The 16,677-nt window shown below is 65.5% G+C and carries 15 protein-coding genes; 12 read left to right on the top strand and 3 right to left on the bottom strand.

The annotated features are described in order from the left end of the window. Window positions 1–7 precede the first annotated feature (7 nt). From PZ895_RS04025 to pta, 5 genes are all read left to right on the top strand, one after another. Window positions 8–385, top strand: coding sequence for a nuclear transport factor 2 family protein (locus PZ895_RS04025; RefSeq protein ID WP_275837944.1), 378 nt, complete (start codon window positions 8–10; stop codon window positions 383–385). A gap of 30 nt (window positions 386–415) precedes the next feature. After that, window positions 416–1,801 (top strand): FAD-binding oxidoreductase, encoded by a 1,386-nt coding sequence (locus tag PZ895_RS04030; RefSeq protein WP_275837767.1) that lies wholly within the window; start codon window positions 416–418, stop codon window positions 1,799–1,801. 50 nt (window positions 1,802–1,851) lie between these two features. Then, window positions 1,852–3,627, top strand: coding sequence for a sulfoacetaldehyde acetyltransferase (gene xsc, locus PZ895_RS04035; protein WP_275837945.1), 1,776 nt, complete (start codon window positions 1,852–1,854; stop codon window positions 3,625–3,627). A 70-nt stretch (window positions 3,628–3,697) separates the two neighbouring features. Beyond that, on the top strand, window positions 3,698–4,720 hold the full coding sequence (locus PZ895_RS04040) for a putative sulfate exporter family transporter (protein ID WP_275837946.1): 1,023 nt from the start codon (window positions 3,698–3,700) through the stop codon (window positions 4,718–4,720). Window positions 4,721–4,730: 10 nt separating this feature from the next. After that, complete coding sequence (gene pta / locus PZ895_RS04045) at window positions 4,731–5,771, top strand: phosphate acetyltransferase (protein ID WP_275837768.1); 1,041 nt, start codon at window positions 4,731–4,733, stop codon at window positions 5,769–5,771. On the opposite strand, the gene PZ895_RS04050 is transcribed toward pta, so the two are convergent. The 3 genes from PZ895_RS04050 to PZ895_RS04060 are packed head-to-tail and all read right to left on the bottom strand — an operon-like array spanning window position 5,726 to window position 7,823. After that, window positions 5,726–6,436, bottom strand: a complete 711-nt coding sequence (locus PZ895_RS04050) for an aspartate/glutamate racemase family protein (protein ID WP_275837769.1) — start codon at window positions 6,434–6,436, stop codon at window positions 5,726–5,728. The genes pta and PZ895_RS04050 overlap by 46 nt on opposite strands. Window positions 6,437–6,441: 5 nt before the next feature. Further along, window positions 6,442–7,122 carry a flavin reductase family protein gene (locus PZ895_RS04055; protein WP_275837770.1) on the bottom strand — a complete coding sequence of 227 codons (681 nt, stop codon included), beginning with the start codon at window positions 7,120–7,122 and terminating at the stop codon, window positions 6,442–6,444. A 14-nt stretch (window positions 7,123–7,136) separates the two neighbouring features. After that, on the bottom strand, window positions 7,137–7,823 hold the full coding sequence (locus PZ895_RS04060; RefSeq protein WP_275837772.1) for a GntR family transcriptional regulator: 687 nt from the start codon (window positions 7,821–7,823) through the stop codon (window positions 7,137–7,139). A 192-nt stretch (window positions 7,824–8,015) separates the two neighbouring features. Here PZ895_RS04060 and PZ895_RS04065 point away from each other — a divergent pair, with 192 nt between their 5' ends. The 7 genes from PZ895_RS04065 to PZ895_RS04095 all read left to right on the top strand — a co-directional run bounded on the left by PZ895_RS04065 (window position 8,016) and on the right by PZ895_RS04095 (window position 16,373). Further along, a complete protein-coding gene (locus PZ895_RS04065) occupies window positions 8,016–9,575 on the top strand; it encodes an ABC transporter substrate-binding protein (protein ID WP_275837773.1) in 1,560 nt (519 codons plus the stop codon). A 168-nt stretch (window positions 9,576–9,743) separates the two neighbouring features. Beyond that, a complete protein-coding gene (locus PZ895_RS04070; RefSeq protein ID WP_275837774.1) occupies window positions 9,744–10,715 on the top strand; it encodes an ABC transporter permease in 972 nt (323 codons plus the stop codon). A gap of 10 nt (window positions 10,716–10,725) precedes the next feature. Continuing rightward, window positions 10,726–11,676, top strand: coding sequence for an ABC transporter permease (locus tag PZ895_RS04075; protein ID WP_275837775.1), 951 nt, complete (start codon window positions 10,726–10,728; stop codon window positions 11,674–11,676). Window positions 11,677–11,688: 12 nt separating this feature from the next. After that, window positions 11,689–12,882: an amidohydrolase family protein gene (locus PZ895_RS04080; RefSeq protein ID WP_275837776.1), complete on the top strand. Its 1,194-nt coding sequence runs from the start codon at window positions 11,689–11,691 to the stop codon at window positions 12,880–12,882. Further along, window positions 12,879–14,387, top strand: coding sequence for an amidohydrolase family protein (locus PZ895_RS04085; RefSeq protein WP_275837777.1), 1,509 nt, complete (start codon window positions 12,879–12,881; stop codon window positions 14,385–14,387). Before PZ895_RS04080 ends, PZ895_RS04085 begins: the two co-directional genes overlap by 4 nt. After that, on the top strand, window positions 14,371–15,393 hold the full coding sequence (locus tag PZ895_RS04090) for an ABC transporter ATP-binding protein (RefSeq protein WP_275837778.1): 1,023 nt from the start codon (window positions 14,371–14,373) through the stop codon (window positions 15,391–15,393). Before PZ895_RS04085 ends, PZ895_RS04090 begins: the two co-directional genes overlap by 17 nt. Beyond that, on the top strand, window positions 15,393–16,373 hold the full coding sequence (locus PZ895_RS04095) for an ABC transporter ATP-binding protein (RefSeq protein ID WP_275837779.1): 981 nt from the start codon (window positions 15,393–15,395) through the stop codon (window positions 16,371–16,373). The genes PZ895_RS04090 and PZ895_RS04095 overlap by 1 nt, the downstream gene beginning before the upstream one ends. Window positions 16,374–16,677 lie beyond the last annotated feature (304 nt).

Genomic DNA, 16,677 nt, shown 5'->3' on the forward strand with positions numbered 1-16,677 from the left:
GCGAAGCCTGACGACTGAGGATCTGAAGCAACTCTTTGACGCCTTCAACCGGCACGACATCGACGCCGTGATGGTCCATTTCGCCGACGACGCCGTGTTCGATGCGGTCGGCGGCGCGGAGGTCTATGGCACGCGGTTCGAAGGTCGGGCCGCGATTGCAGAAGCGTTCCAGAACGTCTGGAAGACCATGCACGACGCGCGTTGGGACCATCGCGGCCATCTCGTCCAGGGCGACCGTGCGGTTTCCGAATGGACCTTCTCCGGCACCAATCCGGACGGCACGCGGATCGAGGCCGAGGGCGCCGACCTCTTCCGCCTGAAGGACGGGCGGATCGTCCATAAGCAGGCGTTCCGCAAGCAGCGGCCGCCGGTCGCAAAGTCCTGAACCGGAAACGCGCTCGCAAGGCGACCGACGATGCAAAAGCACATCAAGCCACTCTTCGCTCCTTATGACCCGCATTACGATCCCGTGGTCGATGCGGGGCCGGGAACGAACCGCGACTACGCGCCGACCTACTGGATCGACACCGCCGGCCGGCCGCCCGAGGACGACGGTCCGGTGATGGGCGATATCGATTGCGACGTCGCCATCGTCGGCTCTGGCTACACCGGCCTTTCGGCGGCGATCCACCTGGCGCGGGAACATGGCATCAAGGCCGTCGTTCTCGAGGCCAACCGCGTTGCCTGGGGCTGTTCCACCCGTAATGGCGGACAGGCGCAGATGTCGTCGGGTCGGCTGAAGCGCTCGCAATGGATCGATCGCTGGGGCATCGACGTGGCGAAGAAGATGCACGCCGAAGTGGCCGAGGGTTTCGACCTCTTCCGCTCGCTGATCGCCGAAATCGACTGCGAGCCGCAGGATGGCGGGCATCTCTACATCGCCCACAAGCCATCCGTCATGCCGGCGCTGCAAAGGGAATCGGACCTGCTCAACGATGTGTTCGGCTATGGGAGCCGGATCGTCTCGCGCGGCGAGGTCCATGCCGATTTCGTCGGTGATGCCGAGGCGGCCGGCGCGATGTACGAGCCGGACGGGATCAGCATCCACGCCGCCAGGCTTGCCTTCGGCTACCAGAAACTCGCGCGCGATCTGGGCGCGACGATCCATCCGTCGAGCCCCGTCTCGGGCTGGGAAACGCAAGGCAAGATGCATCACCTGACGACGCCGGGAGGCACGGTGCGCGCGCGGGCGGTCGGCATCGCGACGGCGGGCTACACCAGCCCCGGCCTCAATTCTCTGACCTCGCATCGCCTGATGCCGATCCTGTCGAACTCGATCGTCACCCGCGTGCTGACGCCGGCGGAAATCGAAGCCTGCGGACTGAAATCGCGCATTCCGCTGACCGATACGCGCACGCTTCGCCATTATTACCGCTTCCTGCCGGACAACCGCCTCCAGATCGGCAGCCGCAGCGCGATCACCGGCCGGGATGCGGCGAACCCGAAGCATCTCAAGGTTCTGGTCGACGGCATGGAGCGCAAGTTTCCGGCGCTCGCGGGAATCGAACTCGACTATTCGTGGTGGGGCTGGGTCGATGTTAGCCACGACATGATGCCGCGCATCTGCCGGCCCGATCCCAGGCAGTCGATCTTCTACGCGATGGGCTATGGCGGCAACGGCGTCATGTATTCGGCGCAGGCCGGGCGCCGGCTGGCCCAGATGATCGCCGGCAAAAGCGGCGATCTCGACCTTCCGATCTTCACCTCGCCGCTGCCCCATCACGGTCTTCTCACACCCTTCCGCCGGCTCGGACAGAGCCTGATGTACCGCTGGTATCACCACAAGGACGAACGCCCATGACCGCGCATATTTCGCCTGCCACACTCGATAATTCGGCCAAGACCGGCCCGATCCGGATGACGACCGAGGAAGCCTTCGTGAAGGTCTTGCAGATGCACGGCATCCGCCACGCCTTCGGCATCATCGGTTCGGCCATGATGCCGGTTTCCGACCTCTTTCCGAAGGCCGGGGTCACCTTCTGGGACTGCGCCCACGAGACCAATGCCGCGCTGATCTGCGACGGCTACACCCGCACCACCGGAAAGATGGCGATGGCGATCGCCCAGAACGGACCGGGCGTGACCGGCTTCGTCACCGCGATCAAGACCGCCTACTGGAACCACACGCCGATGCTGCTCGTCTCGCCCCAGGCTGCGAACAAGACGATCGGACAGGGCGGCTTCCAGGAGGTCGACCAGATGGCGCTGTTCGAGGAGATGGTCTGCTATCAGGAGGAGGTGCGCGACGCTTCGCGCATTCCCGAAGTTCTGAACCGCGTCATCGAGAAGGCATGGCGCGGCTCGGCCCCGGCGCAGATCAACATCCCGCGCGATTACTGGACGCAGGTCATCGAGGTCGAACTGCCGCAGATCGTGCGGCTGGAGCGGCCCGCCGGCGGCGAGAAGGCGATCGCGGAGGCCGCAAGGCTTTTGTCGGAAGCGAAGTTCCCGGTGATCCTCAACGGCGCCGGCGTCGTCATCGGTGGCGCGATCGAAGCATCCAAGGCGCTTGCCGAGCGGCTAGACGCGCCGGTCTGCTGCGGCTACCAGCACAATGACGCCTTCCCCGGCAGCCACCCGCTCTCGGTCGGCCCGCTCGGCTATAACGGTTCCAAGGCGGCGATGGAACTGATCGCGCAGGCCGACGTCGTGCTCGCGCTCGGCACGCGCCTCAACCCGTTCTCGACCCTGCCGGGTTATGGCATCGACTATTGGCCGAAGCAGGCGAAGATCATCCAGGTCGACATCAATTCCGACCGGATCGGGCTGACGAAGAAGGTTTCGGTCGGCATCTGCGGCGACGCGAAGAAGGTTGCCGAGCAGATTCTCGCGCAACTGACGCCGACGGCAGGAGACGCCGGCCGCGGCGAGCGCAAGGCGCAGATTCACCAGCGCAAGTCGGCCTGGCTGCAGATGCTTTCCTCGCTCGACCATGAGGACGACGATCCGGGCACGGTCTGGAACGAGGAGGCGCGCCAGCGCGACGCTGACCGGATGTCGCCGCGCCAGGCGTGGCGGGCGATCCAGGCGGCGATGCCGCGCGATGCGATCGTCTCCACCGACATCGGCAACAATTGCGCGATCGGCAACGCCTATCCGTCCTTCGAGGAGGGCCGCAAGTATCTCGCGCCCGGCATGTTCGGGCCGTGCGGCTACGGCTTCCCGTCGATCGTCGGCGCCAAGATCGGGTGCCCGGACGTGCCGGTGGTCGGCTTTGCCGGCGACGGCGCATTCGGCATCTCGATGAACGAGATGACCTCGATCGGCCGCGAGGGCTGGCCGGCGATCACCATGGTCATCTTCCGCAACTACCAATGGGGCGCGGAAAAGCGCAACACGACCCTCTGGTACGACAACAATTTCGTCGGCACCGAGCTCAACCCGAAGCTCTCCTACGCGAAGGTTGCCGAGGGCTGCGGCCTGAAGGGCGTGACCGTGGCGACGCAGGACGAGTTGACGGCTGCCCTTCGGGAGGCGATCGAGGAGCAGGCAAAGGGCGTGACGACCTTCGTCGAAGTCATCCTCAACCAGGAACTCGGCGAGCCCTTCCGCCGCGACGCCATGAAAAAGCCGGTCAAGGTCGCCGGCATCGATCCGGCCGACATGCGCGAACAGGCGCCGGTTTGACGCACCGAGACGGGGCGGGCGCAATGCTCGCCCCGAAACCTCCCTTCCGGACAAATACACGATGACCGACATGCCGTCCGAATCCCCGACCGCGATGACCCGGTTCGCCGCCCCGGCCCTGCGGCTTGCGCCGGGCGTCGCCGTCTGCGCGACCGTGGCGCTTGCCGCGCAGTTCCTGTCGGACCATTACGGCGCGCCGGCCATGCTGATGGCGCTGCTGATCGGCATCGCCTTTCATTTCATGGCTGAGGAAGGGCGGGCGGTGCCCGGCATCGCCTTCACCTCGCGAACGGTCCTGCGGCTCGGCGTCGCTCTGCTCGGCGTGCGCATGAGCGCGGAGCTTCTGGTCGGCATCGGGCCGGCGACAATCGGCCTCATCGTCGCCGCCGTCGCCGCCACCATCCTGTTCGGCCTTGCCGGCGCGAAGCTTCTCGGTCGTGGCTGGCGGCTGGCGCTTTTGACCGGCGGCTCTGTCGCTATATGCGGCGCGTCGGCGGCGATGGCGATCGCGGCCGTTCTGCCCCGCAACGAGCATTCGGAGCGCAATCTGATCTTCACCGTGATCGGCGTCACGGTCCTCTCCACCGTCGCCATGATTGCCTATCCGATCGTCGTCGCGGCCTTCGGCATGGACGACCGCGCCGCCGGCATCTTCATCGGCGCCACCATCCACGACGTTGCGCAGGTCGTCGGCGCCGGCTTCTCGATTTCGGAAGAGGCGGGCGAGACGGCGACGCTCGTCAAGTTGGTGCGGGTGACGCTGCTGGCCCCGGTCGTGCTCATCTTTTCGCTGGCGCTGCGCAATGTCGGACCGGTTGAGCCGGGGGCGAGGCGCCCGCCGCTCGTGCCGGGATTCGTCGTTGGTTTCGTCGCGCTGGCCGCGATCAACTCGACCGGGCTCGTGCCGGCTGCCTTGTCCGCGCTTCTGGTCGACGTCTCGCGCTGGGCGCTTCTGTTCGGCATTGCCGCCGTGGGCATGAAGACATCGATGAAGAGCATCAGGGACGTCGGTGCGACCGCGATCGTCCTGATCATAGCGGAGACGGTCTTCATCGCCTTGTTCGTCATCGGCGGAATGCAAATCATCGGGTGAGGAGACTTCCATGAAACCGCTCGACCGTCTGATCGAAAAGGCAAAGGCCGCGCCGCGTCACATCGTGCTGGCGGAAGGGACGGACCCGCGCGTGCTCGATGCAGCCGTTAGGGCGGCGTCGGATGGCATCGCGCTGCCGATCCTGGTCGGCGACCGCGCGGCGATCGAAGCCGGGCTGCGCGAGCGGGGCGCCAATACGGGGCGGTTTCGGCTGGAAGACCCCGCTGCATCGTCCATGCGCGATCGGTTTGCGAGCCGCTATCTCGACCTTCGCAAAGCCAAAGGCGCGAGCGAGGCGGACGCGGTCGCGGCCATTACCGATCCGATGGGGTTCGCCGCGATGATGGTGCGCGAGGGCGAGGCGGACGGCATGGTCGGCGGCGCAGTCGCGACCACGGCGCATACGGTGCGCACCGCGCTCCGGATCATCGGCCGCGCGGACGACGCAAAGCTGGTTTCGAGCTTCTTCCTGATGATGCTGTGCGGGCCGGAGCACAAGAAGAAGGGCGCGTTCCTGTTCGCCGATTGCGGCCTCGTGGTCGATCCCGACGCCGATGAACTCGCCGAGATCGCGCTGACCTCGGCGCGCTCCTGCCGGTCGCTGACGGGCGTGGAGCCGCGTGTCGCGATGCTTTCCTTCTCGACCATGGGCAGTGCCAGCCATGCGCGCATCGACAAGGTGGTGCAGGCGGCGGCGAAGGTGCGCGCCGCCGATCCCGCGCTTGCCGTCGACGGTGAACTCCAGTTCGACGCCGCCTTCGTGCCGATGGTCAACGAAGCCAAGGCGCCGGGCTCGGCGACGCGCGGCGAGGCCAATGTCTTTGTCTTCCCGAACCTGGAAGCTGGCAATATCGGCTACAAGATCGCCCAGCGGATCGGCGGGGCAGTGGCGATCGGCCCTGTGCTGCAAGGACTGGCAAAGCCTGCCAACGACCTCTCGCGCGGCTGCGACGCCAACGACGTCCACGCCATGATCGCGATCACCACCGTCCAGGCGGCTGAGGCTCAGATGGCGAGCCGCTCGACGCCCGTCATGCTTGCCGACGCATAGAGGCCCTGCCGCGAGGTCGTCACGCCCATTCGCACCAGCGTTGCCGCAAGTCCGACTGCGCTCGCGATGCCGTCGATGACGGGCACGTTGAAACGGCGTTCCAGTCGTGCGGCAAGGTCGGCCATGCCGGCGCAGCCGAGCACGACCGCCTCGGCGCCGTCCTGGACGATGGCCCGCTCGACCGTCGCTTCGAGCCGCGCGAGCGTTTCGCCTGAGGCATGTTCGAGTTGAAGGACCGGAATGTCGGTCGCCAGGATCGACGCGCATTTGCGCGACAGGCCGTGCGTTTCCAGATTGTTGCGCAGGATCGGCACCGAGCGCGACAGGGTCGTGACGATGGAGAAGCGGTGCGCGACGAGCGAGGCGGCGTGGCAGGCGGCCTCGCCGATGCCGATGACCGGCATGTCGGTGACGCAGCGCGCGGCATCGAGGCCGGTGTCGTCGAAACAGGCGATGATGAAAGCGTCGGCGGGCGTGGAGGCGACAAGCGTAAGAAGGCCCGGAACGGCGGCTGCGCCGTCGACGACGCCCTGGATCGAGGGCGGGCCGTCGCTGTTCGTCAGGCCGATGATCGCCACGTCCGGTCCCGCGACGCGGCGTGCCGCAGCGGCGATGACGTCGCTCATCGTGCGCGTCGAGTTCGGATTGACGACCGCGATCCGCATGGCCGTCAGCCGGCGGCGCGGGCGAGCGGACGCTTGGCCGCAGCCCACTGGTCGACCGACATGGTCGGCAGGTCGAACTGGTCGCGCGTCGTCGAATAGCCGTGACCGCCCATGCGGCCGATGGCATCGAGCGCGAGCTGGTCGACATAGAAGCGTTCCTGGTCGACGAGGTCGGTGCGGATGTGCATGTTAATCACTTCGCCGAGCACGATTTCGCGCGACCGGCCGAGGCCGAGCGACACGTAGCGCCGGCATTCGAGCGCGACCGGCGCCTGAAGGATATAGGGACAGGCGACCATTTCGCCGGGCGCGGCCGTCAGCCCCGCTTCCGCGAGTTCGTCGATGTGGGAGGCGAACGGCACGGCGCAGACATTCATCGCGTCGACCATGGCGTGGTCCACGATGTTGACCGTGAATTCCTCGGTCAGGCGGATGTTTTGCGTCGTGTCCTTGAACGACATGTCGGCATGGTTCTCGACGCCGAGCGCGAGGATTGCCGGGTCGGCCGAGAGGCAGTTGAAGAAGGAATAGGGCGCGGCGTTGAGGGTGCCGTCCGGATGGCGCGTGGTGACGAGCGCGATCGGACGCGGCACGACGGTGCCGATCAGGAGCTTGTAGCGCTCGCGCGGGGTGATGGCGGAAAAATCGATCGCGACATGGGTCTGGTCGGCGGTGCGGTCGGGCATGTCGGTTCCTTTTCTCAGGCCGTGCGGGCGTATTCGCTGAGGATCGAGCGGATGTCGGGCGCATCGCCGGGATCGCGGATCTGCGCGCGCTCCTGCACGGCGCCCAGGTGATGCTCCATCACATGCATCGCCGTCTCGGGGTCGCCCTTGCGCAGCGCGTCGATGAGCTGGAGGTGTTCGTCGACGCCGCATTTGCCCGAATGGGGGCGACTGTAGAGCGCCAGGATGAGCGAGCAGCGCGAGACGATCTCGCTGACATAGCGCACCAGAGGTTTCGACCCGGTGAGTTCGGCAAGCAGGATGTGGAATTCGCCCGCAAGCCGCATCGAGAGCGGCCCGGACGTATCCATGGCCTTTTCCTCCTCGGCGACATGCGCCTCGAGTTCGGCAAGTTCGCTTTCGGTGATGCTGCGGCAGAGCCGCCCGACGACCTCGCGCTCGAGACAGCGGCGCAGGGAGAAGATGTCGAGCGCTTCTTCCAGCGTCGGCTCGGCGACGGCGGCGCCGCGATTGGGGCGGATATCGACAAGCCCCTCCGCGTTCAATCGCACAAGCGCGTTGCGCACGCTGGTGCGGCTCACGCCGAACTGATCGCCGATCGCATCCTCCGGCAGCTTCATGCCGGGAAGCAGCGCCTGCTCGATGATCGCGCGGCGCAGCGAATAATAGATCGCATCGCTTCGGGTTGCCTGGGTGTCCAACGGTCTTCCTCCCGCATCCAATGCGCTGAAAAATATGCGTGAATCCAAAAGATGTCAAGATCGTATACGATACTATTGTAAATTGGATACGAATTATGTATACGTAATGGGAACAAGGGCCAACCGCGCGACAGATGCGGCCATCGAGAAGCCCTCAGGAACCGCAAAGTCAGTCCGAACAGAGGAACTTCGATGACCAGGACCAGGATTTTCGCAGGCGCCCTGGCAGCCTGCCTGCTTTCAACCGCCGCATCGGCCGAGACGCTTCGCTGGGGCGCGAACCGCGACATCTTCTCGCTCGACCCCTATTCCTACGGCGACAGCTTCACCATCAACGTGCTGAATCACGTCTATGAAGGGCTGGTGCGCTACAATCGCGACCTGAAGATCGAGCCGGCGCTCGCGACCTCGTGGGAAACGGTTTCGGACAGCGTCTGGCGCTTCAAGCTGCGCCAGGGGGTGACGTTCCACAACGGCAACCCGTTCAACGCAGACGACGTGATCGCCTCGCTGAAGCGCGTCAGCGACGAGACCTCGCCATTGAAGGGCAACCTGCCCGCCTACAAGGGCGTGACCAAAGTGGACGACTACACGGTCGACATCGAACTGACCGGCGCCTATCCGCTGCTGCTCAACGACCTGACCAACATCCACATCTTCGATGCCGAATGGCTGGTGGAAAACAATGCGGAAAAGCCGACCGACGTCGGATCGAACATCGAGGGCTACGCGACTCACAACGCCAACGGCACCGGCCCCTTCGTGCTCGAATCGCGCCAGCCGGACGCGCGCACCATCTTCGTCGTCAACGAGGACTGGTGGGACGAGCCGCAGCATAATCTGACCCGCATCGAATTCATGCCGATCACCTCCGCCGCGACCCGCGTCGCAGCCCTTCTGTCGGGCGAAGTCGATTTCGTCGACGACACGCCGGTTCAGGACCTGCCACGTCTGGAAGCTTCGCCAGACGTCAAGCTCCTCGAGCGCACCGACATCCGCTCGATCATGCTCGGCATGAACCGGCAACCGGAACTCGTCGGCGGCGGCGAGAACCCGCTCAACGAATTGAAGGTGCGCCAGGCGATGCAGGCGGCGATCGACCTCGACCTCCTGAAGGAGCGCGTGATGCGCGGCAAGTCGCGCGTCGCCGGCACGGTCGTCGCCCCCGAAATTCCCGGCTGGTCCGAAGCGCTCGACGTCGCCGCCACCCATGACGCGGAAAAGGCGAAGGCCCTGCTCGAGGAAGCAGGCTATCCCAACGGCTTCGAGTTCGCTTTCGTCTGCGCCAATGACCGTTACGTCAACGAGGAGCAGGTCTGCCAGGCCATCGCCTCGATGTGGGCGCGCATCGGGCTCAAGCCGAAACTCGACATCGGCCCGCGCTCGGTCCAGACGCCGAAATTCACTTCCGGCAAGACCGACGTCTATTCGATCGGCTGGGCGACGGAACCGATGCTCGATTCCTATTCGATCCTGCTGCAGATCATGCATTCAAAGACGGGTACGGCCGGCGTCTTCAACTGGGGCGGCTGGTCCTATCCCGAGCTCGATGCGCTAGTCGACCAGGCCGGCAACGAACTCGACCGCGAAAAGCGTCTCGACCTCCAGATGCAGGCCCTGCAGATGGTCAAGGACGAGGTGCTGATGATCCCGCTGCACCAGCAGCCCATGGCGTGGGCGACGGCCGCCGATGTCGAGGAGATGCCCCAGTTCGCCGACAACAAGCCGCGGCTGTGGTACGTTCGCAGATAGAATGGCAGGCACGTCGCGCTCCGGCCCGGCCGGAGCGCATCCTCCGGCTGGAGCGTGACGGCGGCCCTTGGCTCGCCCTCGTGGCCGACCTGCACGCTCCCACTTTTATCGACTTGATCGCAGGCAGAGTCCCGGCGGTGGATGCGGCGGTCCAAGGGAGCAGGCGCGATGCTGGTATTCCTGATGAAACGGCTCTTCAACGCGGCGATCGTCATGCTCGCCGTCGCCGCCATGGCCTTCATGATCTTCCGCTTCGTCGGCGATCCGGTGGAGATGATGGTCAACGAGCAGGCGAGCCAGGCCGAGCGCGAAGAACTGCGCGAACGGCTCGGGCTCGACCAGGGCGTCGTCACCCAGTTCGGACGGTTCGTCGTCTCCGCCACGCGGGGCGATTTCGGCATCTCCTACCGCAACCAGCGCGAGGTCTCGAGCCTGATCGCCGAACGCTTCCCGGCGACGCTGGAACTGGTTCTCGTCGCGACCATCCTGTCATTGGTGATCGGCATCCCGCTCGGAGTCGTGACCGCGATCCATCGCGGCAGGTGGTATAGCGAGGCGCTGCAACTCGGCTCGATCGTCGGCGTGTCGTTGCCGAGCTTCGTGGTCGGCATCATGCTGATCCTGCTCTTCTCCGTCACGCTCGGCTGGGCGCCCGCTTTCGGACGCGGCGATGTGGTCGACCTCGGATGGTGGTCGACCGGGCTCCTGACGCAGTCGGGCCGGGCGGCACTGATCCTGCCCTCGCTCGCGCTCGCGCTCTTCCAGATCACCCTCGTCATGCGGCTGGTGCGCGCCGAAATGCTGGAGACGATGCGCGCGGATTTCATCAAGTTCGCCCGCGCTCGCGGCGTACCGGCCAGAACCGTTCAGTTTCGTCACGCGCTGCGTAACTGCCTGATGCCGGTGATCACCATGACGGGAATGCAGTTCGGCAATCTGATCGCCTTCGCGCTCATCACCGAGACCGTGTTCCAGTGGCCAGGCATGGGGCTGCTCTTCATCCAGGCGGTGACATTCGTCGATATCCCGGTGATGGCGGCCTATCTGTGCATCGTTTCATTCATCTTCGTCGCGCTCAACACGCTGGTCGACGTCACCTACGCGGTGGTCGATCCCCGTCTGCGCCATCAGGGCCATTGAGGAGGACGTCATGGCATCGACCGAAATCTCGCCGGACATGCCGACTGCTGCGCCCGCCAAGTCCCGCTGGCGCGACAGCGTTCTGTGGTGGTCGCTGAAGCACAGCTCGCTCGCCATCGCCGCCGGCCTGCTGCTCGTCCTGCTGGTCGCTTCTTCGTTTCTGGCACCGCTGCTGGCGGTGCAGGATCCTTACGATCTCGCCGCGCTCGAATTGTGGAACGCGGAACTGCCGCCGATCTGGATCGAGGGCGGACAGTGGCCCTATCTCCTCGGCACCGACATCCAGGGCCGCGACGTGCTGTCCGCCATCCTCTACGGCTCGCGCGCGTCGATCATCATCGGCCTTGCCTCCGTCGCCCTGTCGCTCGCCGTCGGGCTGACCTTCGGTCTGATCGCCGGCTATTCGGGCGGCTGGGTCGACAACATCCTGATGCGCGTCGGCGACATCCTGCTGTCCATTCCGACCATCCTGATGGCCATCCTCGTCAGCGCCGTCTTCCGCGAACTCCTGCCGACGGGCCTGCGCGACGCCTTCGCGCCGATGATCCTGATCGTCGCCATCTCGCTTGCCGCCTGGGTGCAATATGCCCGCACGGTGCGCGCACTGACCATGGTGGAGCGCTCGAAGGAATACGTGCAGGCGGCGCGGCTGATCAAGGTCAGGCCGGGCAAGATCATGCGCAAGCACATCCTGCCCAACACGCTGACGCCGATCCTCGTCGCCGCCACGTTGAATTTCGGGCTGGCGATCCTGACGGAGGCGACCTTGTCCTTCCTCGGCGTCGGAATGCCGCCCACCGAACCATCGCTCGGCACGTTGATCCGCATCGGCAACGAATATCTGTTCTCCGGTTCCTGGTGGATCGTGGTCTTCCCGGCCGCCCAGCTCTGCCTGCTCGTGCTTTCGGTCAACGTCCTCGGCGACTGGCTGCGCGACGCGCTCAACCCGAAACTCCGCTGATAGGTGACGACAATGTCCGCAAGGCTCCTGATCAAGAACGTGCGCCCGATGGGTGTGGCAGAAGCCGACATCCTGATCCAGCACGGTCGGATCGCCAGCATCGCCCCCGGCATCGCAGCCGAGGGCGTGCGGGTGGAGGAGGGCGGCGGGCGCATCGCCATCCCCGGCCTGGTCGAGGCGCATACCCATCTCGACAAGTCGCTTCTGGGCATGAAGTGGTATCGCAACGAGGTCGGGCCGAAGCTTCTCGACAAGATCGAGAACGAGCGTCAGGCCAAGACCGATCTCGGCATAGACCCTGCGCTCCAGTCACGCCGGCAGGCATTGCAATCCGTCACCTTCGGCTCGACGCATATCCGCTCCCATGTCGATGTCGACACCGTTCACGGGCTCGCCGGCATCGAGGGCGTGATGCACACCCGCGAGGAACTGGCCGACATCGTCGACATCGAACTCGTCGCCTTTCCGCAGAGCGGGCTGATGATCCGCGAGGGGACGCTCGACCTGATGCGCCAGGCGCTGGAGCGCGGCGTCGAGGTCGTCGGCGGGCTCGACCCCTGCGGCATCGACCGGGATCCGAAGGGCCATCTCGACGCCGTTTTCGATCTCGCCGACCAATATGGCGTGCCAGTCGACATTCACCTGCACGAGCCGGCCGAACTCGGCGCCTTCTCGATGGAGATGATCTTCGAGCGCACCCGCGCCCTCGCCATGCAGGGACATGTCACCATCAGCCACGCCTTCTGCCTCGGCATGAGCGATGACGCCTATGTCGGGCGGCTGATCGACGATCTCGCCACGCTGTCGATCCGCATCGTCACCACCGGCCCCGCCTCGCGGCCCGCTCCGCCCGTCGCGCGGCTTCGCGCCGCCGGCGTCGTCGTCGGTTCGGGCAATGACGGTATTCGTGACACCTGGGGGCCGTACGGCAATGGCGACATGCTTGAACGCGCCATGTTCGTCGGCCTGCGCAACAATTTCCGCCGCGACGACGAGATGGACATCGCGCTCGACACCGTCACGGCCGGCGGCGCGGCGGTGATGGAACTTTCCGACTACGGACTTTCCGAAGGCTGCGGCGGCGACGTCGTCCTCCTCGACGGCGAGACGGTCGCCGAGGCGATCGTCACCCATGCGCCCCGCGCGCTGGTCGTCAAGCGCGGCCGCGTCGTCGCCCGCGACGGACGGCTCGAGGGCGTCGCATGACGAACGGCCTCGAAAGCCTGACGCTGGGAGCGCGGCCGCAAGGCCCGACGCTTCTTCGCGCGCGCTGGATCGTCGGCAATGTCGCCGGCCGCCACCGCCTTTACGAGAATGCCGAACTGGTGTTCGACGGCGGCGAAGTGGTCTTCGTCGGCCACGACTTTCCCGGCGAGGTCGCCCGCCGCATCGATCTCGGCAATGTGTTGGTCGGGCCGGGCTTCATCGATCTCGACGCGCTCTCCGACCTCGACACCACCGTTCTCGGCCTCGACGCCCAGCCGGGCTGGAAGAAGGGCCGTGTCTGGCCGGAAAGCTACGTCGCGCGCGGGCCGTACGAAATGTATGATGGGGAAGAACTGGCATTCCAGAAGCGCTACGCCTTCGCCCAGCTTCTTCTGAACGGCATCACCACCGCCGCACCGATCGCCTCGCTCTTCTACCGCGAATGGGGCGAGACGGTCGCCGAATTCGACGCGGCCGCTGATGCGGCGGGCGAACTCGGCCTGCGCGTCTATCTCGGTCCCGGCTATCGCGCCGGCGGCATGGTCGTGAACGAGGGTGGTAATCTCGACGCGATCTTCGACGAAGAACGCGGCCTTGAAAGGCTGGCCGCCGCGCTCGACTTCGCCGCCCGTCAGGATGGCCGCCATGGCGGACTGGTGCGCGGTCTCCTCGCACCCGACCGGGTCGAGACCTGCACGGAACGTCTCTTGCGCGACACCGCGCGCGCCGCCGAGGAACGGGGCCTGCCGATCCGCCTCCATGCCGCGCAAGGCGCGATGGAAGTCGAGACCATGAAGCGGCTGCACGGGAAGACCGCGCCACGCTGGCTCGCCGATCTCGAAGTGCTGTCGCCGCGCCTCATCGCGCCGCACGCGACCCATGCGAGCGACGACGACCTCGAACTCTACCGCGACCACGGCGTCTCGATCGTCCATTGCCCGCTCGTCTCCGCGCGTCATGGCAGCGCGTTGCGCTCCTTCGGCAGATGTCGGGCTATGGGGCTGAATATCGCCATGGGCACCGATACCGCGCCGCCCGACATGATGATGAACATGTCCATGGCGTTGATGACGGCGCGCATGGTCGAGGGCAGGGCGGATGCGTTAAGCGCCGCGGATGTCTACGAGGCGGCGACGCTCGGCGGCGCGAAGGCGCTCGGCCGGGATGACATCGGACGCATCGCACCCAGTTGCCGCGCCGACTTCGCGGTCTTCGACCTCGCCAACCCGCGCACCGGACCGGCGATCGACCCGATCCGCACGCTGATCGTCGCCGGTACGGGCGCGATCGTAAAGGCGACCTTCGTCGACGGTCGCCTGTCGATGCGCGACGGCCACCTCGCCGGCATCGACCTCTATGAAGCGCAGGACCGTGCGCAGGCGCAGTTCGACGGGCTGGTCGCCAAATATCCCGACCGCACCCTTGGTCACCCGCCGGTGGATGAGATTTTTCCTCCTTCCTTTCCCCTTCAACACAAGGAAAGCGACGATGCTGATGCAGGTTGACAGACAATCGGCCGTCTGGTCGGGCATGACGGTCGCAGAGCCGGTGCTGGAAGTGCGCGGACTTCGGGTCTCGTTCCCGACGCGCTTCGACACCGTCAACGCCGTTTCGGACGTCTCGTTTTCCATTGCCAAGGGCGAGATCCTTGGCGTCGTCGGGGAATCGGGCGCCGGCAAGTCGATGACGGGACTGGCCACACTCGGCCTTCTGGAGCCGCCCGGTCATATCTCGGCCGGCCAGATATTCCTTGCGGGCCAGCGCATCGACAACCTGCCCGACCGCCAGATGGAGAAAATCCGTGGTCGCCGCATCGGTGCGATCTTCCAGGACCCGCTGACGAGCCTCCATCCGCTCTTCACCGTCGGCGCCCAACTCGTCGAAACGATCCGGCTGCATCTGCGGCTCACCCGCGCGCAGGCGAGGCGCCGCGCGGTGGAGCTTCTGAAGGAGGTAGGCATCCCCGCGCCGGAGGATCGCGTCAACGATTATCCGCACCAGTTCTCCGGCGGAATGCGCCAGCGGGTCGTCATCGCGCTCGCTTTGGCGGCCGAGCCCGAATTGATCATCGCCGACGAGCCCACCACCGCGCTCGACGTCTCTGTCCAGGCGCAGATCATGGCGCTCTTGCGCCGGCTTTGCGACGACCGCGGCGCCGCGGTCATGCTCGTCACCCACGACATGGGCGTCATCGCTGAGACCGCCGACCGCGTCGCCGTTCTCTATGCTGGCCGGGTGATCGAAATCGGCGCGGTCGAGGAGATCACGCGTGCGCCTAAACATCCCTATACGGCCGGGCTGATGGGCTCGATCCCGCCTCTTCAGGGCCGCGTGCCGCGGCTGACCCAGATCGACGGCGCGATGCCGCGACCAGATGCCGTTCCAGCCGGCTGCCCCTTCAATCCGCGCTGCGCCAAGGCCGGGCCGCGCTGCCGCCTCGACATGCCGCCGCTGGTCGAGATCGCCGGCACGAAAGCTGCCTGCTGGCTTTATTCGGGAGGAGTGAACTGATGGCAATGCTCGATGTCGCCCTGTCGGTGAAGGGCCTGACCAAGAAATTCGACATATCCGCGCCGTTCCTGAACCGGCTCGTCGAGCGCAAGCCGAAGCGCTATCTCTGCGCCGTCGACGACATCTCGTTCGAGGTGCCGAAGGGCGGCTGCGTCAGTCTCGTCGGTGAATCCGGATGCGGCAAGTCGACCGTCGCGCGTCTCGTCGTCGGGCTTTATGCGCCGACCACCGGCGCGGTCGCGTTCGGAGATCACCGCGACGGCAACGCCCTGTCGGTGCAGATGATCTTCCAGGATCCCTATTCGAGTCTCAATCCGCGCTGGCGCGTACGCGACATCGTCGCCGAGCCGATCCGCGAATTGAAACTGCGCGAGGGCGAGGCGGCGATCGACGAGCGCGTCGATGACCTCCTGCGTGTCGTTGGCCTGTCGCCGAAGGACGGCGCGAAATTTCCGCACGAATTCTCCGGCGGCCAGCGCCAGCGCATCTCGATCGCCCGCGCGCTCGCCGGCGAGCCGACCTTTCTCGTCTGCGACGAGCCGACTTCCGCTCTCGACGTTTCGGTGCAGGCGCAGATCCTCAACCTGATGCGCGATCTTCAGGACAGGCTCGGCCTGACCTATCTCTTCATCAGTCACGATCTGAGCGTTGTGCGTCACATGTCTGACCGCATCGCGGTCATGTATCTCGGCCGGATCGTCGAGGATGCGCCGACCGAGGCGCTGTTCGACAACCCGCTCCATCCCTATACGTGCCTGCTGCTCGAAACGATCCCGAACGTCGATATGCCGAAGAGGGCGCGCGAGGCGGCTGCCGGAGAGGTTCCAAGCCCGATCGACCCGCCATCTGGCTGCACCTTTCATCCGCGCTGTCCGCTGGCGAATGCCCGCTGCAAGGCCGAAAAGCCCTCCCTCCTCCAACGCGACGGAGACAGGCGCGTGGCCTGCCACGCCATCGAGGAAAACAGGACGCATCCGTAACCACAAAATCGTCTTGAAAGGCTGTTTGCCGGCTCGGAATGACCCGTATCGGTGCGTTTGGCGGGCGCGCCCGCGTGCTTTGGCCGGCAGGGCCGTCATCGTGCTATGCGGATTGCGAAACCATTTCGACGGCAAATTTAGAAACGATGAAATTCGCCTAAGTTATTGAAATAAAATGGCGCGCCCGAAAGGATTCGAACCTCTGACCCCCAGATTCGTAGTATGTAATCAGCCATATTGGAATGCCCGAGCGCCTACGTCACCATACTTTTCGTCTTGACACAAGATACTGATTTTGCTACTA

Origin of the sequence: Mesorhizobium sp. YIM 152430, assembly GCF_029210365.1 — a bacterium.
Classification (GTDB): Bacteria; Pseudomonadota; Alphaproteobacteria; order Rhizobiales; family Rhizobiaceae; genus Aliihoeflea.